Genomic DNA, 25,999 nt, shown 5'->3' with positions numbered 1-25,999 from the left:
TTATGAATATAGATACGCTTTTACATTTTATTGATTCATATGGATACCTAATCATTTTTCTTTTTTTATTCTTCGGCATTGTGGGAGTGCCTGCACCAGAAGAATCACTTCTATTTCTAATTGGGGTGTTGGTTGTCCAAGGTAAGCTCTCTATTGGTTTAGCCATGCTATGTGCAATTCTCGGCGCCTTTATCGGAATGCTTGCGGCTTATGCATGCGGAAAATATGTGGGGTATCCATTTATAAATAAATATGGAAGATTCATTGGAATTACGAGTGAACGCTGGGAGAAAGCAAAGAAAAACTATACGGATAATGCACAAAAAACCTTAGTATTGGGATTTTATATTCCGGGAATAAGGCAAATCAGTCCATATTTTGCAGGAATCTCTTCTATACCCTTTCGGAAATACTTCCTATTTTCCCTATTAGGCACCATACTCTGGACCGTCCCTTTTATAGTGGCCGGTTATTATGTGGGGGATGCTTTTAATGTTAATCCTAAATATGTTCCATATTTAGGTGTTGTATTTTTAGTTATTTTTGTACTATATGTTACTATCAAATACGTGAAAAAGAGAAAACAAATGTCCAAAAGTTGAGTCGACTCCTTATTATAAAGCGTTAGAAATGAGATCCATTTAAGGGATTTGTTCAACGATATTGTAAGAGGAAGATATCATGAACTATATATAATTTCGTATTTTCAGAATGATTTCTTAGGAGATGACACATATGAAGAAGATTTTGTTTTTACCTCTCTTTCGAATGCAGTCGGGACATCATCAAGTTGCAGAGGCATTAATGGATATGTTAAAAAAGCATTCAAATGGGATTACTTATAAAAAAATCGATCTAATCAGTTATACCAATACCTCTCTAGAAAAAATCATTGTAAATAGTTATCTTACATGGATCCGTTATGCGCCGGAAACCTATAATCTTGCCTATAAGAATCTGTTTTATGTGCACTCGCCAAAGGAACGGATATTTAAGTGGTATCAGCAACTATTCATGAATAAATTGGAACAATTGATAGAAGAAGAAAAGCCTGATTTAATTGTGTGTACACACGGTTTCCCTTCCTATCTTTTGAGTCAGTTAAAGATGAAAGGGAAGTGCAGCACACCGGTTATAAACGTGTACACCGACTTTTTTATTAATAATGTGTGGGGAAGCGAAGGGATAGATGCCCATTTTCTTCCTAGTCAAGAAGTAAAAGAAAAGCTGATGAGTAAGCGTCAAATACCAAAACAAACGATGATGGTCACTGGTATTCCCGTGCACGAGGAAATCACTAAAAATGCCCGTGTACAAAGAAACACAGAACGGCCAAGAATTTTGATATCCGGAGGAAATAGCGGTCTGGGAGGGATTTTGAACTTAGGTGATGAGTTAAAGAATTCAACTGACTTTGATTATTTAGTTCTTTGCGGAAATAACAACAAGCTTTATGAAGAAATCGAAACATGGAACTTACCTCATATCAAACCATTGCCTTATATCTCATCAAGGTCTGAAATGAATAAGCTTTACGAAGAAGTTGACGCAATCGTTACGAAACCGGGCGGTGTCACGATCAGCGAAGCATTGCGAAAAAGGCTTCCCATTTTTGTTCATTCCAGGCTTCCGGGGCAGGAGGAAATTAATCTGCAATATTTAAAACAACAAGGACTTGTATTTAAACTTAATCAGAAAACGCCTTTTGAAAAACAATTGCTGAGTATATTGAAGGATCAGAAAAAAATGAAAAAATGGAACACATCCATAGAATCTTATCATAGGGAAATAGAGTTGGAGAAACCTGAGGGAATAGTGGAGGTCATGAAATTGATCCTTAATCTTAATCAAAATGGTACGCCTTCCTATCTAGCCCGACAGCCCAAACTTCTTTATAGCTGAGATGCAGTCTGTGTCATACTGAACCGGAAGGCTGCGATCCTAAAATGAAAGGTCGGAAGGAAGAGTGATTTTGAAAAAAATATACCTTATGATTTTTTCGATTATGCTGCTTGCGGCAGTGGGCGCAGGTTGTTCAAATGATGAAGCGGAAAAAACGGAAATGAAGGCGCAAGCCGGAGAAAAAGTGGAATTGACGGTTTCCGCAGCTGTAAGTTTGCAAGATGCCTTAAATGATATAAAAGGGTCTTTTGAAAAAGAGAATGCAAATGTGGAAGTTCATTATAACTTTGGAGCCTCTGGAGCACTTCAGCAACAGATATCCCAAGGCGCACCTGTTGACCTGTTTTTCTCAGCTGCAGAAGATAAATTTGATAAATTAGTAGAGGAAGATCTAATTGAAGAGAAAAACGGAATCGATTTAGTCGGCAATGACCTGGTGCTGGTGGTGCAAAAGGATTCCAAAAAGGAAATCGAATCGCTGGAAGACCTCACAAAAGCCGCTAAAATTTCGATTGGCACTCCAGAGTCTGTACCGGCAGGGCAATATGCGAAACAAACTTTGGAAAACATGAACCTTTTTAAAGAGGTTGAAGATCGATTGGTATATGCCAAGGATGTCCGGCAAGTGCTTACATATGTGGAAACGGGAAACGTGGACGCAGGCCTCGTATATAAAACGGATGCACTCAACTCATCAAAAGTTGAAATCATTGCAGCAGCCCAGGCAGATTTACACGATCCGATCATATATCCCGTCGGAATGATCAATGACCTGGATCATGCCAATGAAGCCAAGCTATTCCATGACTATCTCCAAACGGAAGCCTCCATGAAAGTCTTTGAAAAATACGGATTTAAAAATTTGAAATAACCACCAAGCTGGTGGTCTTTTTTTATGAAGGTTTATCGAACGTCGATTTCCACTCCAGGCACTCGCTTTCCGCGGGCGGTCGGGGAGCCTCCTTGGCTTTCGCCTGTGGGGTCTCCCCTAGACGCGCTTTTCCCGCAGGAGTCTCGTACCTTCCGTTCCAATCAACTTTGTTTTAAAATTTTGATAGAACCCCTTTTGTCTACAAAATGTAACCACCAAGCTGGTGGTCTTTTTTTATGAAGGTTTATCGAACGTCGATTTCCACTCCAGGCACTCGCTTTCCGCGGGCGGTCCGGGAGCCTCCTCGGCGCCTTGCGCCTGCGGGGTCTCCCCTCGACGCGCTTTTCCCGCAGGAGTCTCGCACCTTCCGTTCCAATCAACTTTGTTTTAAAATTTTGATAGAACCCCTTTTGTCTACAAAATGTAACCACCAAGCTGGTGGTCTTTTTTTTATGCATCTACAGTAATATTAGGTATATTTTCCTTTATATTGAAACCTCATCTCACTTTAAACGTAAGAATAAGAACATTGAATTCATCTATCAACAAAAGCGGATAAATCGACCCACACGCGATTAATTCGTACGCTGCGGAAAAAGGACCTTGTCACAAAACAAAGACAGTAAATTACTGTCCTTGGGCTTGACTGCGATTGGTTCCATTTTTTTTGAAAACTGTGTAAAAACAGCTTAATCGGCAGGTATCCTATAATCCCACCGAGAGTATACAGGATCAAATCATCGGTATCAAAACTTCCTAATTCAAATAAAAGCTGAAGAATCTCGTATGTGAAGCTAAAACAGAATGTTGCAATCAAAATCGATTTGAATTGGGAAAACCTTTTTGATAGTAATGGAAGCATTAAGCCAAATGGTACAAAACCGATGATATTCCCTACTATGTTCTCAATCCGGATGGATGTATTTACATCCGCTAAGAAGAGGTAATGGAAAATGGTTTTAAAAGGGATGAAGTTATGGGATCCCCAATAGCGGGCATTGAAGGAAAAACTAATATGATTATTTATTTCGGTTATCGAGAAGGTTTTAAATAAAATGAGTATTGTAAGAATAATAAATAAAGAATCATACATAGCGATAAAAGGACTTTTACAAAAATTTTCATGATACAAATCCAATATTAAAGTAGGAAATATTTATCATTTTATCGTAAATGGTATATGATGAGTTTAATGTAATATTTTACAAGTTTTTTGATTAGAGCAAATGACCAAGGAGGAGTAAAAGTGGAGGAAGCAATAATTGATTTTCTCATTGCAGTCATGTTAATTATTGGTTTCACATACGGTCTCATTAGGCAATTTAGACATTGTGTCAGTATCAGGAATGGAATTAAATCGGAGTATGCACATTAAAAGAGGATATTGATTGGAAACTACCTGATTTGCCTATCCTATTCGGGTTTTCTTTTTTCTTATATTTTGAATTCATTGCTGGCATCTCGTATTATACCGGCTTCATTTATTACAAGTGATAATACTAGTTTTTGCTGTTTCAGTTTTCTTGCCATTCTATTAATCGCTAAATTTGGAATTATTCCCAAGGGAAATGAACAAGTTGAATTACAAGAATACATAGTTGAGAAAGAGTAAATATGAAGAAAATTTCGCTTATCTTATTAATCGTATGTATATCGATCACTTTTCTATTGAATTTTACCATGCCTGAATTTGCTGGAAAAATGAAAGACAATATTAGTTCCATGAACATCCTTTATTCATACAGTGTCACAAAGTCTTTCTCGGAACAAAACCAAGATACGGTCGAAATGGCATCCGTGCCTTCAGGGAAAACCGAGACCAGGAGTGTCGATTTCCGAAATGGTGTTAAGCTTGAGGCCACTCCGCTGAATATTAAAAGTGTCGTGAAAGAGAGCTTGAACAAGCCGCAGAATTATAAATCTAAAGAAAAATTAACCGGTCCCGAAAAAGGGTTTTCATACCGGAAATATTATCTTACCAAAAATTATGATAAAGGAAGATATACAGTCATCCGAACGAATAAAATAACGGGAAAAGAAAAGGTGTATGCCGGAACTTATTATGAGCCGAGCTCGCAAGATCCTATCGTCAAATGGTCACGTGATGAAAAATGATGGCTGACAATACTATTTCATGAAAAGTTGAGTGAGTACATGGGGAATACAGTTAAGATCGAGGATTATAACCCTGATTGGATTAGTGAATTTCAACAGGAAAAAGCGAGGATCATGGAAGTTTTAAAGAACTATTCCCTTTGTGTTGAGCATATTGGAAGTACATCTGTCGAAGGGTTGGAGGCAAAACCGATTTTGGACATCATGGCGGGCGTCCAACATTTAGATGAAGTTGACACGTTCATTGAACCATTGAAATCGATTGGGTATGAATTTGTCCCGCATAAGGAGTTTCCCGAAAGGCGTTTTTTTAGAAAAGGCCGATGGAGGGCAGGGACACACCATTTGCATATCTATAGATTCGGAAGTGAACAGTGGAAGAATCAACTTTCATTTAGGGATTATCTAAGAAGCCATCCTGACGTACGGAAACAATATCAGCAATTAAAATTAACCTTAGCTCAAAAGCATCCTGCTGATATAGTGGGGTACACCAAAGCGAAAGCGCCATTTATCCTGAATGTCATAGAATCAGCTAAAAATGAGGTGAATGGCGGGTGGTTTCAAAGGTGAAAGATTTAGCCATGTTTCTGTAAATTACCTGAAAGATGGTAACGGCAGTGAATGCGAACTGCCGTTTTTTTTTGAGCAATTAGCATGAACTTCGAACAATCAGTTCGGGGGCAAACCGGTAAGTAATGTACGGGGTCTGATCCGAATTAGTTATCCGGTTCAATAATAACTCTGCTGTTTTAATTCCCATTTGCTGTATGGGTTGTCCGATTGTTGTGATGGATGGTTCATAAAACTCCGTATAAGCTCATCAATGCTGACAATGGCCACTTCCCCAGGAATCGAGATTTTTTGCTTTTTTAAATAGCTAAGGATTTCACGTAACACTAATCCAAAGTGGGCGGTCATTTAGAATCAAACATTATCAATCTAGCAATTGGGCTAATCAATGGCGTCTTGGATTGTAGTCTTAATGGAATGTAAGAAGGACACATATGCGCTCTAAATATATTCTACAGAAGGTGATTACAAATGAAACTGGATTATGATTCACAGTATATCAGGGGCATCTACCTGAATAGAGACCGAATATCTTCGTATGACCATTTCCCTCTTGATCTGCCGGTTATCAAGCACCTTCAGGAAGTGGCTTTTCATCCCAGTGTTACTTATGTTATCGGGGAAAATGGAATGGGAAAGTCCACCTTGCTTGAAGGTATTGCGATTGCGTATGGCTTCAATCCGGAAGGCGGAACGCTGAATTTCAATTTTTCCAATTATGATTCACATTCCAATTTGGACGAATACCTCCGTTTGAAAAAAGGCGTGTACAAACCGAAGGATCATTTTTTCTTTAGGGCGGAAACCTTTTATAATTTAGCTACGAATATAGAGGAATTGGACAGGGAGGCATCATTTGGGTCGAAAATCATCGATTCCTTCGGTGGCAAGTCACTTCACCAGCAATCTCATGGGGAATCGTTTTTTTCAGCCTTTGTAGAACGATTTCAAGGTAATGGATTGTATATCCTCGATGAGCCTGAAGCTGCTTTGTCACCATTGAGACAAATATCGATGCTGGCCAGGATAAATGAGCTTGCCGAACAAGGTTCCCAATTCATCATTTCCACCCATTCCCCGATCATCATGGCCTACCCGGATGCTAAAATCCTTCAAATTTCAGATGAGGGAATGAGTGAGGTGGCTTTAGAGGAGTCCAATCATTATTTGTTAATGAAACAGTTTTTTGAAGATAAAGATCGTCTGCTTCATCATCTGTTCGAATGAGATTTTACGATCTCCTTCTAAAGTAAATTATCGAAAACCCCGACTGTACCAAGCATTCGGGGGTTTTCATTTTGTTTAAATTCTTTATTGACAGCTTAGGTGTACTACGGGTATAGTACATCTATAAGGTGTATGAACCACTTAGTACATACACGCATATCAGATTTTTTAAAATAAATAGGGGGTGGTTTTAATGAACGTAAATACCCGGGAACCGGTATATCTGCAAGTCGTTAGGCATTTTAAAGAACAAATAGCCATAGGCAAATTCGTGGCTGGACAGGAAATTCCCTCCCGAAGAGAACTGGCGGCTTCACTGAATATAAATCCCAATACCGCTCAAAAAGCGTATAAAGAAATGGAGGAACAGGGCTTGATTCACACTGAACGAAATTTTCCCAGTCAAATCACGACGAATGAAACGATTCTACAAGCTGTGAGGCAGGAATTGATTTTGGCAGCCGTCGATTCGTTTGTCGATGCGATTCGTCCGATTAATGTACCAGTTGATGAACTGCTTCGTGTGGTTAAAGAAAAATATTCGGAAGAAATAAGGGAGGAGGAAGAAAAATGATAGAAGTAAAAAAGATTTCCAAGAAATACGGCCGGAAAAAAATCTTGGATGGTGTTTCTTTTACAGCTAATAAAGGGGAAGTCACGTGTCTGATTGGGATAAATGGTGTCGGGAAAACGACTACACTCAAAGCCATTATGGGTTTGACGCCATATAAAGGTGAAATCCTGATCGATGATCAAAAGATGACGAAGGACAGTTATGAAAAAATCACCTTCATTCCCGACGCACCGATCATGCTTCCGCAAATGACCATTAAACAGGCTATGGTTTTCATGGCGGATTTCTATACTTCATGGAATTCCAGAAGAGCTAACCAATTAATGGGTTTCTTCAAGCTTAAAGAGGAGACCCCCATTTCGGAATTGTCAAAAGGGAATACAGCTAAGCTCAACCTGATGCTTGGATTGTCCCTTGACGTGGATTATGTACTGATGGACGAACCATTTTCGGGAATCGATATGTTTAGCCGCGAGCAAATTGCCGATGTCTTTGCGAGCCACCTTATTGAAGATAGAGGAGTCATCATCACGACCCATGAAATCGGTGATATTGAACATTTAATCGACAAGGTCATTTTATTGGATAATGGTACAGTGTTAAGAGAGTTCAATACAGAAGAAATGCGGGAAGAGGAAGGAAAATCGGTAGTCGATGTAATGAGAGAGGTGTATCAAGCATGATGCGATATTTAAAGCTAGTGAATTTTGAAATCAATCGATTCAGTAAAATCTATATTAGCTTATTGTTGATCACCTTGGTTTCGCAATTTGTTGGAGTGATCATTGGAACGAAGAATTTTCTTAATGGAGCCAGGGATACCATGTCGGAAGAAAGACTATCCGAAGCCGCCTTTGTAACCAATAATGGTGGCATTGATTTTACCTATATCGCCAATTCCCTCTGGTTTCAAGGACCGATTGCGTTAAGTGCCGTTGCTCTTATTTTTTACATTTTCCTTATTTGGTACCGTGATTGGTTTGGAAAGAATACGTTCATTTATCGCCTTTTGATGTTACCGACATCCAGATTAACAATCTATTTTTCCAAAGCCACGGCCATCTTTTTGATGGTGTTAGGATTGATTGCTTTGCAGATTATCATTTTACCAATGGAAAATGCCCTATTTAATTCAACCGTGCCTGAAGTGTTCTTGAATATGGAAATGTCTTCTTCTTCCATCATGAGTGTCAATGTTGTTTTGTCCTTTATCATTCCAAGTACATTCACGCAATTCCTGCTTTCCTATGGAGCCGGTCTTATGGTTATGTCGATATTATTCACAGCCATCATGTTTGAAAGGAGTTTCCGCATAAAAGGTATCATTTTTGGCTTGGTGTATTGCGGAATCACTGCTGCGTTGTTTTTAGCTCCTGTTTTCGTAATGGGGCTTGGTAATTTCTATTTTTATCCTAATGAATTATTTGGTTTGCTGCTCGCATTAGGAATCATTGTGACAGGACTATCGATTTGGCTTGGTTCCTGGTTATTGAAAAATCGCGTTACCGTATAACAACTATTAAAGGAGAGTGAACAAGGTGAAACGTTATATATGCAGCATCATTATTGGAATGGTTGTCATCTTAAGCATCGGGACCTATTATGTCAAAGTAGCATCCTCCGCTTCCGGCCTTCCAAAGTATACGTTCAAGACACTGGAAGGCAATGATAAAGAGCTTGATCCGGTGATCATAAATGCTTCGTTTGAAAATAGTTCATTTTATCAATCATTAACATTTGAATCCAATCAAACCACGTATGACAGTGAAAAGTCTTACTGGGAAAAACTATCTGGAAGACAAGATTATCAAAGTGAGAGATTAATAAAAGAACATCGTTCATTTATGCGTGGTAAGGATTCCATTGATTCTTTATATGAAGACGATGACTTTCTGGCTTACGCCTGGGTGAATAGCGAATTTACAAAGAGCGGGAAAATGGAAGCGGAATTTGATATCGGTTTACTGGAGAAGAAAGACGAAGAAGAAACTTCCTTCCAAATCGAGCTTCCGAATCAAGAGAGAATCATGAATACTTATGTCAGGGATGTGCAGTTGGTCCATTCAAAACTACAGGTTTTAACGATGAATGATGTGAATTCAAACGATGACAAGCAAATGAAAGAGGTTCATCTGTATACGATCGATTTAGCTAATAAGAAAGTTTTGAGAGATAAAACCCTTTTATCTGAAACCTTTACTTACCCCAATCAAGTTGATTTAGAGATGCCAATTGATATTGCTCCCTCCCAGCCAAACAACATGGTTTTATTTTCTTTAATGAAAGGGGTAAATCATGAGGATGGTCCCTATGAGGAAAAACCAAATGAAAGTAAACTGTTATCCTATCATTATGAAACGGAAAAAATAGAAACGGTTAAATTGCCCAAAAAGGAATCGCTTAGCCTGGACATGGCAAGATCAGGCTATGTGGATGGGAAAAACCTTTACCTAATTGATCTGAAATCCGATAATTATCATATTAAAACCTTTGACCTAAGCAGTCAAACGTTAACGAATGACCAGGAGCTAGGTTTACCTGTTAATAAAAAGAAACAGCACTTCGCTGCCTTTAAGAATGGGCGTGTGTACTTCCTATTAGGCAACGAATTTGATCAAGAGGGCTCTTTAACATACAAGCCTGCCCAACTTCTAATCGCTGATTTCAAGACTGGAAAGACTTTATATAAAGGTGAAACAGTCATGCAAGCAACAAATAAAAAGAACGGCAAAAAAATTGGATTTTTTACCCATGGCTTGGAAGTCAAATAAGTACCATTATCGCTAGAAGCTGTCTCAAAAGTATAAACATTTTTGGCGGCTTCTTTTGGTGAATGTCGAATTATCGGTCGTTAAAGTCGAATTCCGGTGGGTAATTAATCGGCATACTGCTTTAAATGAAAAAGGGATATCCTTCAATAGGATATCCCTTTTTCATTTAAATGGAAGCTAAGTTCGCTCTAGCTGAACGTTCCTTCTTGCCGTGCAAGAAGTAGTAAAGGACGGAGGTTGCGATGACCACAACACCCAGGATGACATAAAGTGTGCTGTACCCTGTTACTGAAATGATGAATCCGAGAATATAAGGGCCGAAACCAAGTCCTGCATCAAGCATGATAAAGAAGGTGGACGTTGCCATCCCCATTCGGTGAGGCGGTGTCAGTTTAACGGCAATCGCCTGCGAGCTTGATTGCATATTACCGAACCCAAGGCCAATGAGGAAACCAGCTGCCAGTAAAGTGAAACTATTGGTTGTTATACTTAGAAGCAGCAAACCGATTCCGAAAATCATGAAAGCCGGATACATGATGAAGTTCGATCCTTTCCGGTCCATTAACGGTCCGGAGAAAGGACGTGATAACAATACGGCTACTGCGTAAACGACAAAAAAGAAGCTTGCCGTATTGACCAGGTCGATTTCCATGGCATAGAAACTGATGAAAGAAAGGACGCTGGAATAACAGAATGCCAATAACAGAGTGATGATCGAGATGGGCAGAGCCTTAGGTTCAATGAAATTGGAAAGCTTGAATCCTTTGCTTTCCGAAACTTTGGCCGTCACTTTCAATGCTGGGACATAAAGGAAGAATGCTGTAATCAGGGAGATCACCCCTAAAGCCAGGCAGAAACTGAAAATCACTTGGAAGCTTGTATGTTGAGCCATATACAGACCGATGAAAGGACCTATTGCCGTCGCAAGTGTTGCGCTCATGCTGTAATAGCCGATGCCTTCTCCCTTTCGTGTTGCCGGGATGATCTGGGCAACGATCGTTCCTGTCGCAGTACTCGCCATCCCCATCGCCATCCCATGGATCAGGCGGTTAACAAGCAGGAAGCCAATTCCAAGATCCACAAAATATAGAAGTGTTGTCAAAGTGAAAAAGATCAAACCTATGAATAATGTTTTCTTACGGCCGATTGAATCAATGAAACGGCCAATGAACAGACGTCCGATTAACGTCCCGATAATAAAAATACCCGATATGAGTCCGGCTTCGCTTGTAGAAGCATCCAATTCATTAACAGCATAGATGGCAAGTGTCACCATCAGTAAATAAAAGATTAATGTTATGAAAAAATTAATGGAAGAAACGATGACAAAATCCTTCGTCCACAGTCTAGTTCTGGATTGTTCCATGTTATTATCTCCTTACTTAATTATGTTATTTCTTATTTCGCCCATGATGCGGATGGCTGCGAGTTGTTCCTCTTCCGTGATCCCTTTCAAGATTTCCTGTTCGTATTGATCGATTGTCACGCGGACTTCACTGTAGATCTTAGAGCCTAGCTCCGTAAGCCGCATTCTTTTCTCGCGTCGATCTTTGCTTGGTACATGCTCGACATACCCCAGCTCTTCCAAGCGGGCAATGGTTCTCGTAATCGTGGGTTTCTCCACACTTTGGTAATTGGCAAGCTCTACAAGCGTCGCCGAACCATAATTGGTTAAGTAATATAAAATGGACCATTGCGCCCTGTGTAAATCATGCTTGTTCAGCTGGATATTAAGATTATTTTCAAATGGACGGTACAGAAGCAATAATTGCTGAAAGAATTTTTGATAAGTCTTTATCAGAAACACCCCTTAAATTAATATATAGTTACTGTGAGTAATCGTTACCCTGAGTAACTATAATATCAAAACAAATCCATTCTGTCCACTCGGATTTGTATTAAGTAAAAGCCCCAAACTCACGAGTAAGGCGGAAATTCACGAGTAAAAGGCGGAAACTCACGAGTAAAAGCACCAAATTCACGAGTGAAAGGCGGAAACTCACGAGTAAAACTCCCAAACTCACGAGTAAAGGGCCAAAAAAGTGATCAGAAGGAGTAGATGAAAGGTGTCAAAGGGATTTCTTTATCATATTGAGCTGTATGTATCAAATTTAAATAGGTCGATTGATTTTTGGGGCTGGTTTTTGGACGAGATGGGCTATGAGCCATTTCAGGGTGGGAAAGCGGGAGGAGTTGGAGATTGGGGGAGATGTACATTGTTTTTGTACAAGCCGAAACAGGTTTCTTGACGTTCCATCATAGGGGACGAGTGGGTCTTAACCATCTAGCCTTTCATGCCACTTCCAGCTATCAGGTTGATGTGATCACCAGAAAGTTAAGGGGCAAAGGAGTTACCATCCTATATGCCGACAAGCATCCATTCGCAGGCGGGAAGGATCATTATGCGGTATATTTCAAAGATCACAATCGGATGAAGATCGAACTCGCGGCCCCTTAATCAAAGGCAATGGTTGGCATAGCTATAATGGCTGTTATGTCCATCTTTACCTTTCTCAGGCTGTTCGGGTTCTGGGTCAAGTGAAAAGGCATCGATCAATATAAATGCACCGAAAACCTGGGTCCAGCTGCCTAGTAAAAGAATTTGTTCTCCCATCCGTCGCTTTTTATTTAAAATGAAAATATTTCCGATCGATTCCAAAAAAGAACCGGCTGCAATGAGGCCATTTCCCGTGATCTCATGAGAGCGTGAAAGGGACTCCTCAGTCAATGATGCCCCGAATGCTTCAAATGCGGCTCCTAATCCTTGGATTCCACTGCCGAGTGCATCGGTTCTGGTTCCCTCTTCCTCTGAACCACTCAACTGCATATCTATTCCAACTGCATTTGTGATATTGCCAACAGCCTCAAGCCAAGCACCGAAAATGAAATAGGTTTCCGAACGTTCATTTTCCGGGTTCAGCATTTTCGAACGGCCGATTGCTTGCAGCGAATTTCCAACGGCTTCGATGCCATTCCCTTTGAGGACCAGGTCTTTTCCGAGGTTAGTGCCCGTTAAAGTTTGCCGGGTTTGCCCGATTGCGCCTACAAGTGTGCCGATGCCCAGTAGCCATGCTCCTGAAATAAGGAGGTCATCTCCATGAGTGATCATATCTCAAACGCTCCTTAAAAGTGGTTACATTATATTATTCAGGAAACAGTGTTTGTTTACATATAGCTTTAACACCGGGAGCCCTGGTTGAAAATTACCCATTTATTGGTATAATGACAGCTGGAGGAGATGAAATTGACTTTCAACAATTATTTACAAATGACTATCGTTGCACTTTTCTTTATGGTTTTTACATTTTGCACCTGGTACGAAGGCAGTGAAATTCTGGATAGACCTTGGGAATGGAAGTATTCCACGCATTTCACACCAGTTAATGATGATCAGGCGATGGATGCAGATGATATTTCGAGTTTCGACCATTTCGTGTATGCCGCAAAATTCAAACCGTTATTTCCATTTCTTATGGTCATCACAGCATTTTACTTAATCATACTTACGGGATTTATCCTATTCAAAAGAAGTATTAAAAAAATGGCTCTATTCTTATTGGGATTGGGTATCCTTTTTCTGCTTTCAAGTGGTTTTGTATCCAATTCCCCGACTGTTGGAGGAAATATCTTTCAAGCATTTTTTCTTATAGGCGGAATGATAGCCATAATAGGTGCAGCTCTATATTATTTCCGGGTGCCAACAGGATTCGATACTGAAATTTAAAGTCACAAGGCTGTCGATGAGGCAGCTTTTTTTTGATGGAAGATGACACAAAATAACGAAAAATAATAGTGATTTTCATGAAATTCTTAGATTGAACTTCACTGAAATATAGTTTATATTTAAGTCGAAATTGAGTAGACCAGTTGCTATATAACCAGCGGTGGGCCCTTATCGCTTCAACGCTAAAGGGATATGCAGTTAAAAGCAAGACGTACTTTTTCCGGTATAGAAGCGTGATGCAGCTGGGGAAATGTTATCCAGTGACTGAAGAATAAGGTGAAAAGGTGATAATATGTCAGGCAAAATCAAAATTGAACAGCCAAAGATCCCTCAAGACTTAACTCAAGCGAACTTTCAGGAAATATATTATCATGATGAGCCTTATCTTGATTCCTGTATCATAACCAATTGCACGATCGATAGAGAAAAGATGGACAAAGTCGTATTATCACAGGTTGTTTTTAAAAATGTGACATTCAGCGATGTATCATTCCGGAATATCGAGTTGACGGATGTCATTTTTGATCATTGCGATTTGACGAATGCCGATTTCATGGGTGGCTCAATTCATCGGGTGGAATTCAAAGAGTCCAAACTTTTAGGGATTAACCTGTCTGACGCAAGTTTAGGAAATGTCTCCTTTGAGAATTGCAACTTGAATTTAAGTGCCTTTGGTTATTCCAATTTAAAGCAAGTGAAGTTCGATCATTGCTCATTGGAAAGTGCTGATTATTATGAGTGTAAATTCGTCAAAGTGAAGTTCGAAACATGTAGATTAAATGAAGTGAACTTTTCCCGGACACCGCTCAAAGGGATTGATATTAGCAGTTCTACATTTCAAAGGCTTACCGTTTCCCCGGAGGATTTAAAGGGATGCGAAGTTTCCCCGGACCAAGCGATAGTCTTTGCAGCCATGCTTGGACTGAAAATTAAAGAGTGAACCTTTTTAAGGTGAAAAATGGCTAATGGAGAGTAAACTGCGCTGGGGAAGAGATCTTTCAATAAAGCTATAAGAAATCGAGGGACCACCGATTTGGCGGCCCTTTTTGATTTGGCTTTCATAGTTAAGAGATAATTCATTAGTTATTTGTGGTAAAAATAGGTAGCGTGAATAGAAACATATAGATTTTAAAGAGTACGGAATGTTTGCACAAATTCAGGATTACTTTACAATATTTGTTAGGTGTATCGGGATAAGGGGGATTGAACGTTGATTATCAATAAAGTCACTTTGTATAGTCATGCATGGAATGAAATGCGGAGTTTTTATGTTGATGTGTTAGGATTTGAGGTACTATCGCAAACTGATGATGGTTTTGAAATGAAGGCTGGGGAAAGTGTGCTTGAAATTAAAAAATATCATCACAAAAAAAAGCCTTTTTACCATTTTGCCATAAACATACCGACCAATTTATTTACTTCGGCAAAAGCATGGGCCAAATCAAAAGTGGAATTGACTAGAGAAGATGATGATGACGAAGTTTATTTCAGCTTTTCAGACGCACATTCTTTTTATTTTTTAGACCCTTCAGGCAACATTGTCGAGTTCATATCGAGATATTCCGTATCACCCGAATCCGAGGCTGAGTCTTTTTCAGCTCAAAACGTCCTGTGCATTAGTGAAATAAACATTACGACAGATGAAGTCACCGTTTTGGGAAATCAATTGATCAATAATGGTGTACCTGTAAGGAAGGGTGAAGCGATAAGGGAAGATGGATTGAATTTCATGGGGGAACATGAAGCAGGTTCGTTTTTACTTTTAGGTCCAAGGAAACGGCGTTGGATTTTCTCGGATAAAGAGTCGGAAATCTTTCCCCTTTCGCTAGTCATAAATCAGCAACTAGCTATTTCATTGGATGGCGAAGGGTTAATGGAATTGAAAAAAGTGGAATGATGTAGTTATAATTTTGGTAATAAACTTCATTCGACCGATTCTATCATGAAAGCTAACGTAGAAGCAGGGCTGCCTGCCATTAATGTATCTCCTATGATGTCGGGATTGTAAAAGAATGAATAAAAGAATCGTAGGATTCTCAATAATTCCAAGAAGAAGGTAATTTATGCTGAACATGATAATTCTCCTATCAAGCTATTTAATAGGATCCATCCCATTTGCATGGGTCATCGGGAAATCGTTTTACAGTACCGATATCCGCGGATATGGGAGTGGGAATCTTGGGGCAACTAATAGCTTTAGAATATTGGGCAAAACAGCAGGAACGATGGTAGCATTTGCAGATTTATTGAAAGGTTTCATAGCCTGCGTACTCCCGATGGCGCTGCATACGAACGTTTCCCCTGCACTATGCGGCTTACTTGCAATAATTGGGCATGCCTTTCCTGTTTTCGCGGGATTTAAAGGGGGAAAGGCCGTGGCAACATCGGCGGGAGTGTTTTTATTTTTAGCTCCATTAGGTATATTCATTGCTTGCATGGTATTTCTCATTAGTTTGCTATTTTCAAAATATGTATCCCTCAGTTCGATTCTGGGGAGCATTTCCATATTGATTTACAGCTTTTTATTTGAAGGCAGGCTTATCCTTGCACTCTCATCATTCATTTGCTTATTCGTCATCATTTTGCATCGGGAAAATATAAAGAGAATATGGAAGGGAATGGAAGCAAAAGTGGGCAGGACCTTTTGATCTTGCTATTGAATCATTGAAGATCAGGAAAATAATTACATACAAATATTTATGGTTCGCTCAATATTCGAAGTGAATACTGCACCATAACCCAAGGAGCCAGCCATGAAAAAAAGAAGTTTATTGATAGCGATGGGCGTGATCGTTTTCGGGATCATTGCCTCGATGGCATTGGTTTCCCAAACCAAAAAGAAAGAGCTCACCGGTAAAAGGGCGTTTCCTCAGCATACAGTCTATCAGGCGGGTACGATAAAACCGGACAATCTGTCACAGGAGGAAATGGATGCTGCCGTAGCGAATTTTTATGAAACCTGGAAAAATGAATATCTTAAGCAGCCTGCCGATAAAAATGATCAATATTATATTTTTTACAATGATAAAGGATATGCAGAGCCAAAGAACGCAGTGACCGTTTCTGAAGCGCATGGTTATGGGATGATGATAACGGCAATCATGGCAGGCAGCCAGGACAAGCAGTACTTCGATGGGCTTTATCGTTTTTATAAAGCGCATCGAAGTGATAATGACCCTTCCTTAATGGCGTGGCAGCAAGTAAAGGATAAATCGGGTAAAATCATCAATACGCCAGGGGATGCCGATTCAGCAACTGATGGCGATATGGATATCGCTTATTCGCTATTATTGGCCGATCGCCAGTGGGGAAGTGAAGGGGAAATCGACTATCTTGCCGGTGCAAAGGACATCTTGGATGCGATCATGTCGAATGAGATAAATCGGTCGCAGTCCCTGGTTAAACTAGGGGACTGGGCGGAAGATCAAGATGAAGTATACGGACAATCGACTCGTTCATCTGACCTTCTTCTCAATCATTTTAAGTCATTTGGGGCGGTAACTGGGAATGATGAATGGAAAGATGTAACGGATAAAGCCTATGCGGTCATTCATTCAATTTATGAGGAGGAAAGCAACAATACAGGTCTAATGCCGGACTTCATTATACAATCAAAGGGAGAATATCTGCCGGCAGAAGCTGATTTTTTAGAAGGGGAAAATGACGGCAATTATAGCTGGAACAGCAGCAGGACCCCTTGGCGCTTTACGCTCGATTACTTACTGACTGGTGATGAAAGAGCGCTTCCGCAATTAAAGCGGATGAATGATTGGATTAAAGCGGAAACGGATGGCAAACCTGAAAATATCCAATCCGGTTATACGCTAAGCGGAAAAGTAGTGGAAGAAGGGAATAGTACAAGTTTTGTTGCTCCATTCATGGTAAGTGCCATGGTTGATTCCACCAATCAGCAATGGATGAACCGCTTATGGAATCGGACGATACAGGAACAAGACGATGATGACTATTTTTCCAACACGGTAAAATTACAGACAATGATCGTGGTTTCAGGTAACTGGTGGGCGCCATGATACAATGCAAGAAACTATTTAAAGAAGAAAAGGAGCTGGATGAGAATGATGAAGGTCACACCTTTCTTGATGTTCGAAGGAAATGCGGAAGAAGCAATGAATTATTACACATCTTTAATCGAAGGATCGAAAATAACCAGCATGATCCGGTATGGTGCAAATGAAACAGGTACAGAGGGAAGTGTCATGCAGGCTACCTTTACCTTGAAGGATCAGGAATTTATGTGCATCGATAGCAATGTTAAGCATCAATTTACGTTTACACCTTCTTTTTCAATATTCCTTACATGTGATAGTGAAGAGGAAATTGACGGGCTTTATTCGAGCTTAACTGATGGCGGACAAGTGCTGATGCCATTGGGTGATTATTCCTTTAGTAAGAAGTTCGGATGGGTATCTGATAAATTTGGTGTTTCCTGGCAGCTTACTCTCCCAATATGAATGAAGTGAAAAGGCCACTGGATAGTGGCTTATTTCAGTTTGTTGGCCAAAGGGGGTTCGTAAGTGACACCCCGAACCATGAGGCACGGACAGATTGAAAAAAGTGCGTTAACGAATGAAAAAACATAAACAAGACCTGGTTGTACTATATGATTTCCACTCCAGGCACTCGCTTTCCGCGGGCGGTCCGGGAGCCTCCTCGGCGCTCTTTGCGCCTGCGGGGTCTCCCTTGGACACGTTTTTCCCGCAGGAGTCTCGCACCTTCCGTTACAATCAACGGAATGTTTTTTTTTAGAAAAAACTGTAGCTTTTTCGGGCATTGCCGCAAGCCATTAAAGACTTGAACATTGGTCTTGTCGCTCTCCTCATAAATGTGATTGTAATGATTGGAGTCAGCCTTATTGCGAGGAAATTTTCCAAGGACCATAAAGAAGAATTGGAGGCTGCTTGATTATTTTGGATTTTAATAAAAAGACGATCTAAAAGGGGGGGGGAAACCGGGCAAGAGTTAGATAGATCCAGGATAAACCGTTTGTACTGTGAAGGAATTAATTATATATTAATCCTTGAGTACATTAATTCATGGATTAAAGTATAAAAGCCCGGAGGAGACAATCATGAAAAATATCAATACTGAACAAGAATACCGTGAACAAATCAACCAAGAGGGACTGACGGTCGGGATTTTTACGACGACATGGTGTCCAGACTGCAAACGTTTAGACATGTTCATCGATGAGATCACTCAAGAACATCAAGACAAACAGTGGTTTACAATCGATCGTGACGAGTTCCCTGAGATTTCTGAAGAGCAAACGGTAATGGGTATTCCATCACTATTAGTATTTAAAAATGGCGAAAAGGTTGCACACCTGCACAGTGCAAATGCTAAAACTCCAGAAGCGGTCAATGAATTTCTAAATGACCTATAAAAGACCTTGAAAAGGTGAACCCCGCATGGTGCTGTAATAAGGGGTTCACTTTTTTTTTAGAAATTTTTACTAGAAATAACTTGATTTTTAAGATGAAACGAGATTTAATTATAGATACCCAATGTCCATTATGGATATTGAACATCTATATACATACTAGAAGAGGTGAACAGATTTGCAATTAACAAAAGGGGTTGAGCAAGCTATATGCATCATTGTTATACTCTCTACCCAGGATAAAAATGTACCGCTTTCATCTAATGAGATCAGTAGGCGATTAGAGGTGTCTCCTTCTTATTTGAAAAAAATCATAAGGAAATTGGTCGTTAAGCAGATAATCACTTCCGTTCCTGGTAATAACGGCGGCCTTTCTCTTGCCAAAAGCGTAGATAAGATTAAAAACCTTGAAATTATTGAAGCGATGGAAGGACCCATTTCGATGTTTCCGGATACAGGTCTTATAGAAAAAGCGTTTAAAGATGGAGAGTATGCAGAGAAGGGGATGGACGTCCTTCGGCGGATGTTTTCTCAGGCGGATGAACTATTAATGGAGTTCTTTTCCAGACAAACAGTGGCAGATTTACTAAAAGAAAGCTTTGGCACCACGGATATACCGACTCTTAATTGGAATTCGGCGTCATTGAGTGAAGTACTGCGGAAAAAGAAAGGTGAAAAAGAGTGAACATGCTTAAACAAGAATGGAAGCTTTTCCTTACAAATCGAAAACTGCTCGGTGTCGCAATCGTTTTACTGTTCGTCCCGATTATTTATGGGGGGTTATTCCTTAGTTCTGCTTGGAATCCATACGGGAATACAGGAAAATTGCCTGTTGCAGTCGTGAATAAGGATGTGAAGGCGGAATATGAGGGGAAAACCTTAAAAGTCGGTAATGAGCTAATCGAGCAATTAAAGGACAATGATGATTTGGAATGGCATTTCGTAACGGAAAAGGCGGCGAAAAAAGGATTCGATGATGGTACATATTATATGGTCATTACCATTCCGGAGGACTTTTCAAAAAATGCTTCTACCGTCATGGATGATAAGCCCCAAAAAATGAATTTAACGTATGATGTGAATCCTGGACGCAGTTTCGTTTCTGAAACGGTCGGGAAACAGGCAACGAATAATTTGAAAACGGAAATTGCCGAAAGTGTCACAAAAGAATATGCGGAAGCGATCTTCTCCCAACTGGATGAAATCGGAGAAGGATTTGGCGATGCGGCAGATGGGGCATCAAAACTGGATGACGGTGCTGAAAAACTGCATGATGGAAACAAAGAAGTGACAGAAAATCTGAATAAGTTAGCTTCGAGCACATTAACTTTTAAAGATGGAGCGAATAAACTTCAAATTGGCGTCGGCGAGTTTTTGGAAGGAGCCAATGAACTTGAAAGTGGCGCGTCTGAATTAAATAAGGGAATTTCACAATACACTACCGGTGTAGGCCAGTTGCAAAAGGGTGCGGACGAACTCGCATCAGGTACAGGGGAATTGACTAATAATAGTGAAGCACTTATACAAGGTTCTTCCCAACTATCCACTGGGCTGGCCAAAGTGGTTCCGGGAGCGCAAACTTTAAATACTGGATTGGCACAAGCGCAAACAGGCAGTGCGAATTTGAATGATGGGTTGAATCAATTATCACAAAATGCAAGCCAGCTGGCGGACCCATCGACAGGAATTCCAAAATTGGCATCAGGTCAGCAGAGTTTAAATGAGGGAATCAATAAACTGGGAGAAGGAAGCCAGGCGTTAAATGACGGCCTGAAAAAAATGGATGGTCAATTGCCCGCAGAAGAACAGCTGAATCAGCTTAAGCAAGGACTGACAAGCATTCAAAGCGGTGTAAATCAATTGCAAGAAGCTGTTCCCGCAGGAAGCAGCACGTCCGGTACCGTATCCGGCATTACTGAAGACCTCAATAACAGTCAAGCGGCCTTAACGGAACTTCAATCAACAATTGCGAATAATGGTCAGAGCACGATCAGTGCCGTTCAAAACACGGAAGCATTCAAAAGCGTGACCAGTGAACAACAATCCGAATTAATCGGAGCCATTCAAAATGAACTTCAAAACCAAGCGGAAGCACAAAAACAAATCGCATCGACTCTTGCTGCAAGTGTATCCGACTTATCAACGCAATTAACGGATAAAGTAATGCCTGTATTGAATGGATTAGGCCAGCTTCCAGAACAAGTGGCCAATTTAAATAATGCGGTGAATAAAGTAAATCCAAACGCTGTTTCAGCGTTAAACGGGTATACAGCAATAAGGAATGCACTGGAAGAACAATTGATTCCTGGTTCAACCCGATTATATGGCGGTTTGAATGAAGCTGTTGAAGGCAGCAATCAATTAACGGCGGCAACACAAAGTTTAAATGAAAAGACACCTGAATTAGTGAAGGGGATCAACCAGTTAGCACAAGGCGGTTCCTCGTTAAATAATGGCCTTTCAAAACTAACTGAGGGATCTGGTCAGTTGGTTGATGGAGTTTCACAACTTCAAGCAGGGTCATCCTCCTTTGGGAATGGTCTTGAGAAGTACACATTTGGGGTTAGCCAAGTTGGCGAAGGGGCAAGCAAACTTGCTAATGGGGCCAATCAACTGAATGCCAACTCAGCGGCCTTGAACGAGGGCTCATCAGCACTTGTTAAAGGCACTGAACAATTGGCAAGCAATCTGCCTACTTTGAGCAATGGAGTCATCCAGCTTGCTGATGGCGCAGATAAGGTCAATGAAGGTTCATCAGCACTTGCTGAAGGTTCCGATAAATTGGGTGATGGAATCTCCTCACTTAAAGATGGAACGGTCGAGCTATCGGAAAAACTCAGTGATGGTGCAGAAGAAATAAGTGAAAATAAAACAACCGATGATAATTACAGCATGATTGCTGAACCGACACAGGTTAAAGAACAAAAAAGCAGTGACGTGCCGAATTATGGTCATGCCCTGGCTCCTTATGTATTGTCTCTTGGTTTATTTGTAGGAGCTATTGCCTTCAATATGGGATTCCCGACAGGCTTGCCTTCTACAAGGCCTACATCAGGAGTGGCATGGTGGTTCAGTAAATTTACGGTCCTATTTATCCAAGCGACGCTTTCAGCATTAGTGTTGGATGCGATCATGATTTGGGGAATGGATTTACAGGTCGAGAACTTGGGGCAATTCATTGGGGTTTCCATACTGACTTCCCTTACCTTCATGTTCATCGTTACCTTCCTGACCGTAGGATTTGGTAATCCAGGTCGTTTATTAGCGATGATATTCCTTGTATTACAGCTAGGTGCAAGCGGAGGAATGTTTCCTGTGGAACTGACGAATAACTTCTTCAGTCATGTTCACCCGTTCATACCCATGACATACTCTGTCATGGGCTTCCGTCAGGCGATGAGTACGAGCCTTGGAACGGATGCATTGACAACGAGTATAGTGTTCCTTACTGGATGCATCATTGTCTTTAATCTACTACTATTGCTAACGATGGTCATCAGGAAGCGAAAAGAACATAATATTGAGATGGATGCATAAACTAATGAAAAAGCCCCCGGTGCAATGCGCCGAGGGTTTTCTTCATTATGATGGTTCATCCGTTTCCTTTTCTTTTTCGATGACTTTCAATCCATTTTCCCCTGAATTTTCAATCACATGTTTAAGGATGGATAATTTGTTATCCCAAAATTGATCGTAAAAAGAAAGCCACTGTTTCAATTCCGCTAAAGGTTCTGGCTGAAGCCGAAAGCGTTTCTCTCTCCCTACCTTCCGGCCACTGACCAATTCAGCTTCAGACAGGATATGAAGATGCTTGGCAATCGCTGTACGGCTCATGGAAAAATGAGAAGTGATTTCTGAAATGGGTAAATCCCCTTCAGCAAGCAATTGCAGGACCTTTCTGCGGGTTGGGTCGGCGATAGCCTGAAATACATCGTGCTTTTCTGCTGCGGACACTTAGCCTTCAACAGCCTTTTTAAGTTTTTCATTAACGATCTGTTCCCAGCCATGATCCATTCTATCGCGAATCACTGAGCTTTTTTCGTTCGGTTTCGGAAGAATCGTTTCAGGCTCTTTCCAACCACCATGAATAAGGGTGAACTCCGTTTTGCCATCCAGTTCTTTTAAAATGAAGGAAATGATCCAACCGTCCGTATCCCAACTGAATGAAAGCCGATGAGGAGCATCTAACTCCATTACCTTACAAGGAGATGGACCAAAAGGTGATTGAACATGGAACTCATGTCCCACTTTCGGTTGAAAATCATTTGGCATGAACCATGAAGCTATGCCCTCTGCAGTCGAAACTGTATCCCAAACTTTTTGGATAGGTGCTTCAAGAATAACCGTCTTCTTGATATCCTGTAATGTATGTTGATTTTCCATACTGATTCTCCTTTTTAAATGAAAATATGAAACCAATTGGTTTTGCTTTGTTGATTATATAAAACCTTTTGGTTTCATGTCAATAATTTGTTTCAAGCGATTCCTTTTTATTCATTGCAGGCTGCTTAATTACCCAACTCTTCAATTTGTTTTGCCAATCCTGTTATATTATCGATTGATTTCATTATCTCTGAATCTTCCAATGCCTTAGGGTCAATTTGGCCATTTTCAATATTATTCAGATATAATTCAATTCCCTCTGAAAGCTGTTGATTTGAGCTGACCATCTTCTCGTGGATGCCTTCAGCGATTTGGGGTGGTTCAATTGCATTGAATTCTTCAATCTCCGTTTTCATCAATTCCAGTTCTTTTTCAAGATTTGCTCTTGCTTCGGCATTCGTGACGGCGTCCTGTGACAATGCGGGCACCTCATTGGCAAATTCCTTAACGGTACTCACATACTCCGTCGCATTATCTGCATACTCCAATGATGAATTGACTTCTCCCAAAAGCGAGCATCCGCTTAATGTAAGGATGGACAGTAAAGCAATGGTCATTATTTTTTTCATATGTGCCTCCAATGTGATTTTTTATAGGAAGGATCAGATGGGCAGAAATCTCTTTTTATAAATCGCTGCAATGGAATTCAGTATGAAGCTGGGAATCTTCTTCGGAAAAAATGACTTCGAATAGAAAAGGTGAAATGCACTTTTCAAGTCGTGCCACTGATTGCAGGATTTTACTTGCTTAAACCTTGCAACGTCAATGATCTTCACCTTTTTTTCGGAAGTGATGAAGATGTTTCGTAAATGGATATCCGAAGGATTCAATCCCTTTTTCCTTGCCAATTGCAGGGCATGGTCTATCTCCGCAATGTTTTCTTCCGTTATAGGGATTCCCAATGTTAAACATTCAAAAAGAGTGTGTCCTTCAATGTGATCTATAACCAGGTAATTTATCCCCGCATCATATAGAGTTGGATAGTATTCGATGGATTGGACGGTTTTGTATATTTCAGCTTCAACTTTAGCTGTGTGAGTATGATCCGGGAAAAACACTTTTAGTGCCTTATTGGTGGAATGTATTCGGAATACATATGCGCTGCGGCCTTTTCCAATCAGTGATAAAGATGGGTCGGCATCAAGCAATATATGCTTTTTATCATCGGAAATCTTAACGCTTTGAGCTAATTCATTATAGTTCTGCATGCTTTTCACCTCTATTGTGCAATTTTTCGAATCAAAAAAGACGGAATAACCGATTATTGGTTATTCCGTCTTTTCAAAATTAAAAGACCTCACCAAATAATCGGCAAGGTCTTGCTAACAACTAAAATCAGTTGCCAATAAAGCCGAGGATTCAATCCTGTACTGACGACTTTATTGTATAGCTACTCCCCTTAACAGAAGGATTCTTATAAGTTATATACAGTTATTATATAGGTTATTGCCTCGATCCGTCAAATATAAAGATCGTGTGCTTACCCTTTATATATATTCGGTAAATGCAGAAAGATGCTCGTCTCATAAGCATTAATTTGAGCGAAAGTAAGTATATCAATATACTTTATATTCATCATTTGCTTGTCGCATAAGCTTCATTGCGAATAGTTCTACTTAATTACTCAAATGTCTATTAGTTTACTTTTATCTCCCTCTAAATCTAAAGGAATATGATATATTTTAAGTGGATGAGTATAAATACCTATGTTGTTATACTTATTTTAACCGATATTTAAATAAATGTTAAAAATATAATTCTTTAGTAGGGAGGATGAGATGAAGAAATTAATTATACCAACTTTCTGTTTTGCAGTGTTGTCTACAGTTGCTTTCGAAGAAAAAATATCTGCAGCTCCACTACATGATGAACAGGCCAATATTGAAGACGTCATGTTTGTACATGTAAATTCCGGTTCGCTCAATATGAGAAAAACCGGGGCTGAAGGTGCAAGCATAGTCACGAAGCTGACAAGAGGTACACAGGTAACGGTGTATTCGGAATCCAATGGCTGGGCGAAAGTCAAAGCCAATGGAAAAGAAGGATATGTCAGTATCAAGTATTTATCGTCAACGAAGCCCGGAGCGGTAAAAAAAGCTGCGGCAACGGTTAAAACGACAACAAAATATGTAAATGTGAGCACAGGTTCACTAAATATGCGGAGAAGCGGAAGTGGTAGTGCCAGCATAGTCACGAAGCTGACAAGAGGTACACAGGTAACGGTGTATTCGGAATCCAATGGCTGGGCGAAAGTCAAAGCCAATGGAAAAGAAGGATATGTCAGTACCAAGTATTTATCGTCAACGAAGCCAGGATCGGGATCAACGGCAGCCACACCTGCAAAAACGACGACGAAATATGTGAATGTGAGCACGGGTTCACTGAATATGCGAAAAAGTGGGAAAGCTACCGCAAGCATAGTCGCAATACTTTCAAAAGGAACGAAAGTGACGGTGTA

At 40.2% G+C, this 25,999-nt stretch carries 29 protein-coding genes and 3 pseudogenes; 23 read left to right on the top strand and 9 right to left on the bottom strand.

Annotation, left to right across the window (positions count from 1 at the left end):
* Positions 1 to 2: 2 nt before the first annotated feature.
* From Q8G36_RS15725 to modA, 3 genes are all read left to right on the top strand, one after another.
* A complete protein-coding gene (locus Q8G36_RS15725; RefSeq protein WP_305160797.1) occupies positions 3 to 602 on the top strand; it encodes a DedA family protein in 600 nt (199 codons plus the stop codon).
* 133 nt (positions 603 to 735) lie between these two features.
* Positions 736 to 1,902, top strand: a complete 1,167-nt coding sequence (locus Q8G36_RS15720) for an MGDG synthase family glycosyltransferase (protein WP_305160796.1) — start codon at positions 736 to 738, stop codon at positions 1,900 to 1,902.
* Between the two features lie 70 nt (positions 1,903 to 1,972).
* Complete coding sequence (modA, locus tag Q8G36_RS15715) at positions 1,973 to 2,773, top strand: molybdate ABC transporter substrate-binding protein (RefSeq protein ID WP_305160795.1); 801 nt, start codon at positions 1,973 to 1,975, stop codon at positions 2,771 to 2,773.
* Positions 2,774 to 3,308: 535 nt separating this feature from the next.
* On the opposite strand, the gene Q8G36_RS15710 is transcribed toward modA, so the two are convergent.
* A complete protein-coding gene (locus Q8G36_RS15710) occupies positions 3,309 to 3,866 on the bottom strand; it encodes a VanZ family protein (RefSeq protein WP_305160794.1) in 558 nt (185 codons plus the stop codon).
* A 153-nt stretch (positions 3,867 to 4,019) separates the two neighbouring features.
* On the opposite strand from Q8G36_RS15710, the gene Q8G36_RS15705 reads away from it, so the two are divergent.
* The 3 genes from Q8G36_RS15705 to Q8G36_RS15695 all read left to right on the top strand — a co-directional run bounded on the left by Q8G36_RS15705 (position 4,020) and on the right by Q8G36_RS15695 (position 5,461).
* Positions 4,020 to 4,148 carry a hypothetical protein gene (locus Q8G36_RS15705; protein WP_305160793.1) on the top strand — a complete coding sequence of 43 codons (129 nt, stop codon included), beginning with the start codon at positions 4,020 to 4,022 and terminating at the stop codon, positions 4,146 to 4,148.
* A gap of 239 nt (positions 4,149 to 4,387) precedes the next feature.
* The gene (locus tag Q8G36_RS15700; RefSeq protein WP_305160792.1) at positions 4,388 to 4,888 is read left to right on the top strand and encodes a hypothetical protein; all 501 of its coding nucleotides are present in this window, start codon (positions 4,388 to 4,390) and stop codon (positions 4,886 to 4,888) included.
* 39 nt (positions 4,889 to 4,927) lie between these two features.
* On the top strand, positions 4,928 to 5,461 hold the full coding sequence (locus tag Q8G36_RS15695; protein WP_305160791.1) for a GrpB family protein: 534 nt from the start codon (positions 4,928 to 4,930) through the stop codon (positions 5,459 to 5,461).
* A gap of 79 nt (positions 5,462 to 5,540) precedes the next feature.
* Here Q8G36_RS15695 and Q8G36_RS29305 read toward each other — a convergent pair.
* A pseudogene (locus Q8G36_RS29305) lies at positions 5,541 to 5,687 on the bottom strand (substrate-binding domain-containing protein); the annotation flags it as partial.
* 245 nt (positions 5,688 to 5,932) lie between these two features.
* Here Q8G36_RS29305 and Q8G36_RS15690 point away from each other — a divergent pair.
* The 5 genes from Q8G36_RS15690 to Q8G36_RS15670 all read left to right on the top strand — a co-directional run bounded on the left by Q8G36_RS15690 (position 5,933) and on the right by Q8G36_RS15670 (position 10,033).
* The gene (locus Q8G36_RS15690) at positions 5,933 to 6,688 is read left to right on the top strand and encodes an AAA family ATPase (protein WP_305160790.1); all 756 of its coding nucleotides are present in this window, start codon (positions 5,933 to 5,935) and stop codon (positions 6,686 to 6,688) included.
* Between the two features lie 193 nt (positions 6,689 to 6,881).
* A complete protein-coding gene (locus Q8G36_RS15685) occupies positions 6,882 to 7,262 on the top strand; it encodes a GntR family transcriptional regulator (RefSeq protein WP_289314719.1) in 381 nt (126 codons plus the stop codon).
* On the top strand, positions 7,259 to 7,945 hold the full coding sequence (locus tag Q8G36_RS15680) for an ABC transporter ATP-binding protein (RefSeq protein ID WP_305160789.1): 687 nt from the start codon (positions 7,259 to 7,261) through the stop codon (positions 7,943 to 7,945). The genes Q8G36_RS15685 and Q8G36_RS15680 overlap by 4 nt, the downstream gene beginning before the upstream one ends.
* Positions 7,942 to 8,775 (top strand): hypothetical protein, encoded by an 834-nt coding sequence (locus Q8G36_RS15675; protein WP_305160788.1) that lies wholly within the window; start codon positions 7,942 to 7,944, stop codon positions 8,773 to 8,775. The genes Q8G36_RS15680 and Q8G36_RS15675 overlap by 4 nt, the downstream gene beginning before the upstream one ends.
* 25 nt (positions 8,776 to 8,800) lie before the next feature.
* A complete protein-coding gene (locus Q8G36_RS15670; RefSeq protein ID WP_305160787.1) occupies positions 8,801 to 10,033 on the top strand; it encodes a hypothetical protein in 1,233 nt (410 codons plus the stop codon).
* 166 nt (positions 10,034 to 10,199) lie between these two features.
* Here Q8G36_RS15670 and Q8G36_RS15665 read toward each other — a convergent pair whose 3' ends face one another.
* On the bottom strand, positions 10,200 to 11,399 hold the full coding sequence (locus Q8G36_RS15665; RefSeq protein ID WP_305160786.1) for an MFS transporter: 1,200 nt from the start codon (positions 11,397 to 11,399) through the stop codon (positions 10,200 to 10,202).
* Positions 11,400 to 11,411: 12 nt separating this feature from the next.
* Positions 11,412 to 11,831 carry a MarR family winged helix-turn-helix transcriptional regulator gene (locus Q8G36_RS15660; RefSeq protein WP_305160876.1) on the bottom strand — a complete coding sequence of 140 codons (420 nt, stop codon included), beginning with the start codon at positions 11,829 to 11,831 and terminating at the stop codon, positions 11,412 to 11,414.
* A gap of 268 nt (positions 11,832 to 12,099) precedes the next feature.
* Between Q8G36_RS15660 and Q8G36_RS15655 the strand changes: the two are divergent.
* Positions 12,100 to 12,491, top strand: a pseudogene (locus Q8G36_RS15655) (VOC family protein).
* On the opposite strand, the gene Q8G36_RS15650 reads toward Q8G36_RS15655, so the two are convergent.
* Positions 12,492 to 13,142, bottom strand: a complete 651-nt coding sequence (locus tag Q8G36_RS15650; protein ID WP_305160785.1) for a DUF6944 family repetitive protein — start codon at positions 13,140 to 13,142, stop codon at positions 12,492 to 12,494.
* 135 nt (positions 13,143 to 13,277) lie between these two features.
* On the opposite strand from Q8G36_RS15650, the gene Q8G36_RS15645 reads away from it, so the two are divergent.
* From Q8G36_RS15645 to Q8G36_RS15600, 10 genes and pseudogenes are all read left to right on the top strand, one after another.
* The gene (locus Q8G36_RS15645; RefSeq protein WP_305160784.1) at positions 13,278 to 13,757 is read left to right on the top strand and encodes a DUF4306 domain-containing protein; all 480 of its coding nucleotides are present in this window, start codon (positions 13,278 to 13,280) and stop codon (positions 13,755 to 13,757) included.
* A 292-nt stretch (positions 13,758 to 14,049) separates the two neighbouring features.
* Positions 14,050 to 14,697, top strand: a complete 648-nt coding sequence (locus Q8G36_RS15640) for a pentapeptide repeat-containing protein (RefSeq protein ID WP_305160783.1) — start codon at positions 14,050 to 14,052, stop codon at positions 14,695 to 14,697.
* Positions 14,698 to 14,967: 270 nt separating this feature from the next.
* Positions 14,968 to 15,654 (top strand): VOC family protein, encoded by a 687-nt coding sequence (locus Q8G36_RS15635; RefSeq protein WP_305160782.1) that lies wholly within the window; start codon positions 14,968 to 14,970, stop codon positions 15,652 to 15,654.
* Between the two features lie 166 nt (positions 15,655 to 15,820).
* A complete protein-coding gene (gene plsY / locus Q8G36_RS15630) occupies positions 15,821 to 16,405 on the top strand; it encodes a glycerol-3-phosphate 1-O-acyltransferase PlsY (RefSeq protein WP_305160781.1) in 585 nt (194 codons plus the stop codon).
* 105 nt (positions 16,406 to 16,510) lie between these two features.
* A complete protein-coding gene (locus Q8G36_RS15625; protein WP_305160780.1) occupies positions 16,511 to 17,788 on the top strand; it encodes a glycosyl hydrolase family 8 in 1,278 nt (425 codons plus the stop codon).
* Positions 17,789 to 17,833: 45 nt separating this feature from the next.
* The gene (locus Q8G36_RS15620) at positions 17,834 to 18,229 is read left to right on the top strand and encodes a VOC family protein (protein ID WP_305160779.1); all 396 of its coding nucleotides are present in this window, start codon (positions 17,834 to 17,836) and stop codon (positions 18,227 to 18,229) included.
* A 307-nt stretch (positions 18,230 to 18,536) separates the two neighbouring features.
* Positions 18,537 to 18,680, top strand: a pseudogene (locus Q8G36_RS15615) (hypothetical protein); the annotation flags it as partial.
* Positions 18,681 to 18,846: 166 nt separating this feature from the next.
* The gene (locus Q8G36_RS15610) at positions 18,847 to 19,161 is read left to right on the top strand and encodes a thioredoxin family protein (RefSeq protein ID WP_048686672.1); all 315 of its coding nucleotides are present in this window, start codon (positions 18,847 to 18,849) and stop codon (positions 19,159 to 19,161) included.
* Positions 19,162 to 19,336: 175 nt separating this feature from the next.
* Positions 19,337 to 19,843 (top strand): RrF2 family transcriptional regulator, encoded by a 507-nt coding sequence (locus Q8G36_RS15605; protein WP_053347813.1) that lies wholly within the window; start codon positions 19,337 to 19,339, stop codon positions 19,841 to 19,843.
* Between the two features lie 2 nt (positions 19,844 to 19,845).
* The gene (locus Q8G36_RS15600; protein WP_305160875.1) at positions 19,846 to 22,695 is read left to right on the top strand and encodes a YhgE/Pip domain-containing protein; all 2,850 of its coding nucleotides are present in this window, start codon (positions 19,846 to 19,848) and stop codon (positions 22,693 to 22,695) included.
* Positions 22,696 to 22,740: 45 nt separating this feature from the next.
* Here Q8G36_RS15600 and Q8G36_RS15595 read toward each other — a convergent pair whose 3' ends face one another.
* The 4 genes from Q8G36_RS15595 to Q8G36_RS15580 form a co-directional block, all read right to left on the bottom strand.
* On the bottom strand, positions 22,741 to 23,112 hold the full coding sequence (locus Q8G36_RS15595; RefSeq protein WP_305160778.1) for an ArsR/SmtB family transcription factor: 372 nt from the start codon (positions 23,110 to 23,112) through the stop codon (positions 22,741 to 22,743).
* Positions 23,113 to 23,541 (bottom strand): SRPBCC family protein, encoded by a 429-nt coding sequence (locus Q8G36_RS15590; protein WP_305160777.1) that lies wholly within the window; start codon positions 23,539 to 23,541, stop codon positions 23,113 to 23,115.
* 125 nt (positions 23,542 to 23,666) lie between these two features.
* Positions 23,667 to 24,110: a DUF6376 family protein gene (locus tag Q8G36_RS15585; protein WP_305160776.1), complete on the bottom strand. Its 444-nt coding sequence runs from the start codon at positions 24,108 to 24,110 to the stop codon at positions 23,667 to 23,669.
* Positions 24,111 to 24,143: 33 nt separating this feature from the next.
* On the bottom strand, positions 24,144 to 24,749 hold the full coding sequence (locus tag Q8G36_RS15580; RefSeq protein WP_305160775.1) for a protein kinase family protein: 606 nt from the start codon (positions 24,747 to 24,749) through the stop codon (positions 24,144 to 24,146).
* 570 nt (positions 24,750 to 25,319) lie between these two features.
* Here Q8G36_RS15580 and Q8G36_RS15575 point away from each other — a divergent pair.
* A partial coding sequence (locus Q8G36_RS15575; protein WP_305275111.1) for an SH3 domain-containing protein occupies positions 25,320 to 25,999 on the top strand: 680 nt, incomplete at its 3' end.

Source organism: Peribacillus frigoritolerans, from assembly GCF_030676415.1.
Classification (GTDB): Bacteria; Bacillota; Bacilli; order Bacillales; family DSM-1321; genus Peribacillus; species Peribacillus frigoritolerans_A.
This window is presented reverse-complemented; position numbering and strand designations above follow the sequence as displayed.

Excerpts from the sequence above, each read along its gene's own strand:
- Q8G36_RS15725 (WP_305160797.1), top strand. The coding sequence starts at position 3 with ATGAATATAGATACGCTTTTACATTTTATTGATTCATATGGATACCTA.
- Q8G36_RS15720 (WP_305160796.1), top strand. The coding sequence starts at position 736 with ATGAAGAAGATTTTGTTTTTACCTCTCTTTCGAATGCAGTCGGGACAT.
- Q8G36_RS15710 (WP_305160794.1), bottom strand. The coding sequence starts at position 3,866 with ATGTATGATTCTTTATTTATTATTCTTACAATACTCATTTTATTTAAA.
- Q8G36_RS15700 (WP_305160792.1), top strand. The coding sequence starts at position 4,388 with ATGAAGAAAATTTCGCTTATCTTATTAATCGTATGTATATCGATCACT.
- Q8G36_RS15695 (WP_305160791.1), top strand. The coding sequence starts at position 4,928 with ATGGGGAATACAGTTAAGATCGAGGATTATAACCCTGATTGGATTAGT.
- Q8G36_RS15690 (WP_305160790.1), top strand. The coding sequence starts at position 5,933 with ATGAAACTGGATTATGATTCACAGTATATCAGGGGCATCTACCTGAAT.
- Q8G36_RS15685 (WP_289314719.1), top strand. The coding sequence starts at position 6,882 with ATGAACGTAAATACCCGGGAACCGGTATATCTGCAAGTCGTTAGGCAT.
- Q8G36_RS15680 (WP_305160789.1), top strand. The coding sequence starts at position 7,259 with ATGATAGAAGTAAAAAAGATTTCCAAGAAATACGGCCGGAAAAAAATC.
- Q8G36_RS15675 (WP_305160788.1), top strand. The coding sequence starts at position 7,942 with ATGATGCGATATTTAAAGCTAGTGAATTTTGAAATCAATCGATTCAGT.
- Q8G36_RS15665 (WP_305160786.1), bottom strand. The coding sequence starts at position 11,399 with ATGGAACAATCCAGAACTAGACTGTGGACGAAGGATTTTGTCATCGTT.
- Q8G36_RS15650 (WP_305160785.1), bottom strand. The coding sequence starts at position 13,142 with ATGATCACTCATGGAGATGACCTCCTTATTTCAGGAGCATGGCTACTG.
- Q8G36_RS15640 (WP_305160783.1), top strand. The coding sequence starts at position 14,050 with ATGTCAGGCAAAATCAAAATTGAACAGCCAAAGATCCCTCAAGACTTA.
- plsY (WP_305160781.1), top strand. The coding sequence starts at position 15,821 with ATGCTGAACATGATAATTCTCCTATCAAGCTATTTAATAGGATCCATC.
- Q8G36_RS15625 (WP_305160780.1), top strand. The coding sequence starts at position 16,511 with ATGAAAAAAAGAAGTTTATTGATAGCGATGGGCGTGATCGTTTTCGGG.
- Q8G36_RS15620 (WP_305160779.1), top strand. The coding sequence starts at position 17,834 with ATGATGAAGGTCACACCTTTCTTGATGTTCGAAGGAAATGCGGAAGAA.
- Q8G36_RS15610 (WP_048686672.1), top strand. The coding sequence starts at position 18,847 with ATGAAAAATATCAATACTGAACAAGAATACCGTGAACAAATCAACCAA.
- Q8G36_RS15600 (WP_305160875.1), top strand. The coding sequence starts at position 19,846 with ATGCTTAAACAAGAATGGAAGCTTTTCCTTACAAATCGAAAACTGCTC.
- Q8G36_RS15590 (WP_305160777.1), bottom strand. The coding sequence starts at position 23,541 with ATGGAAAATCAACATACATTACAGGATATCAAGAAGACGGTTATTCTT.
- Q8G36_RS15585 (WP_305160776.1), bottom strand. The coding sequence starts at position 24,110 with ATGAAAAAAATAATGACCATTGCTTTACTGTCCATCCTTACATTAAGC.
- Q8G36_RS15580 (WP_305160775.1), bottom strand. The coding sequence starts at position 24,749 with ATGCAGAACTATAATGAATTAGCTCAAAGCGTTAAGATTTCCGATGAT.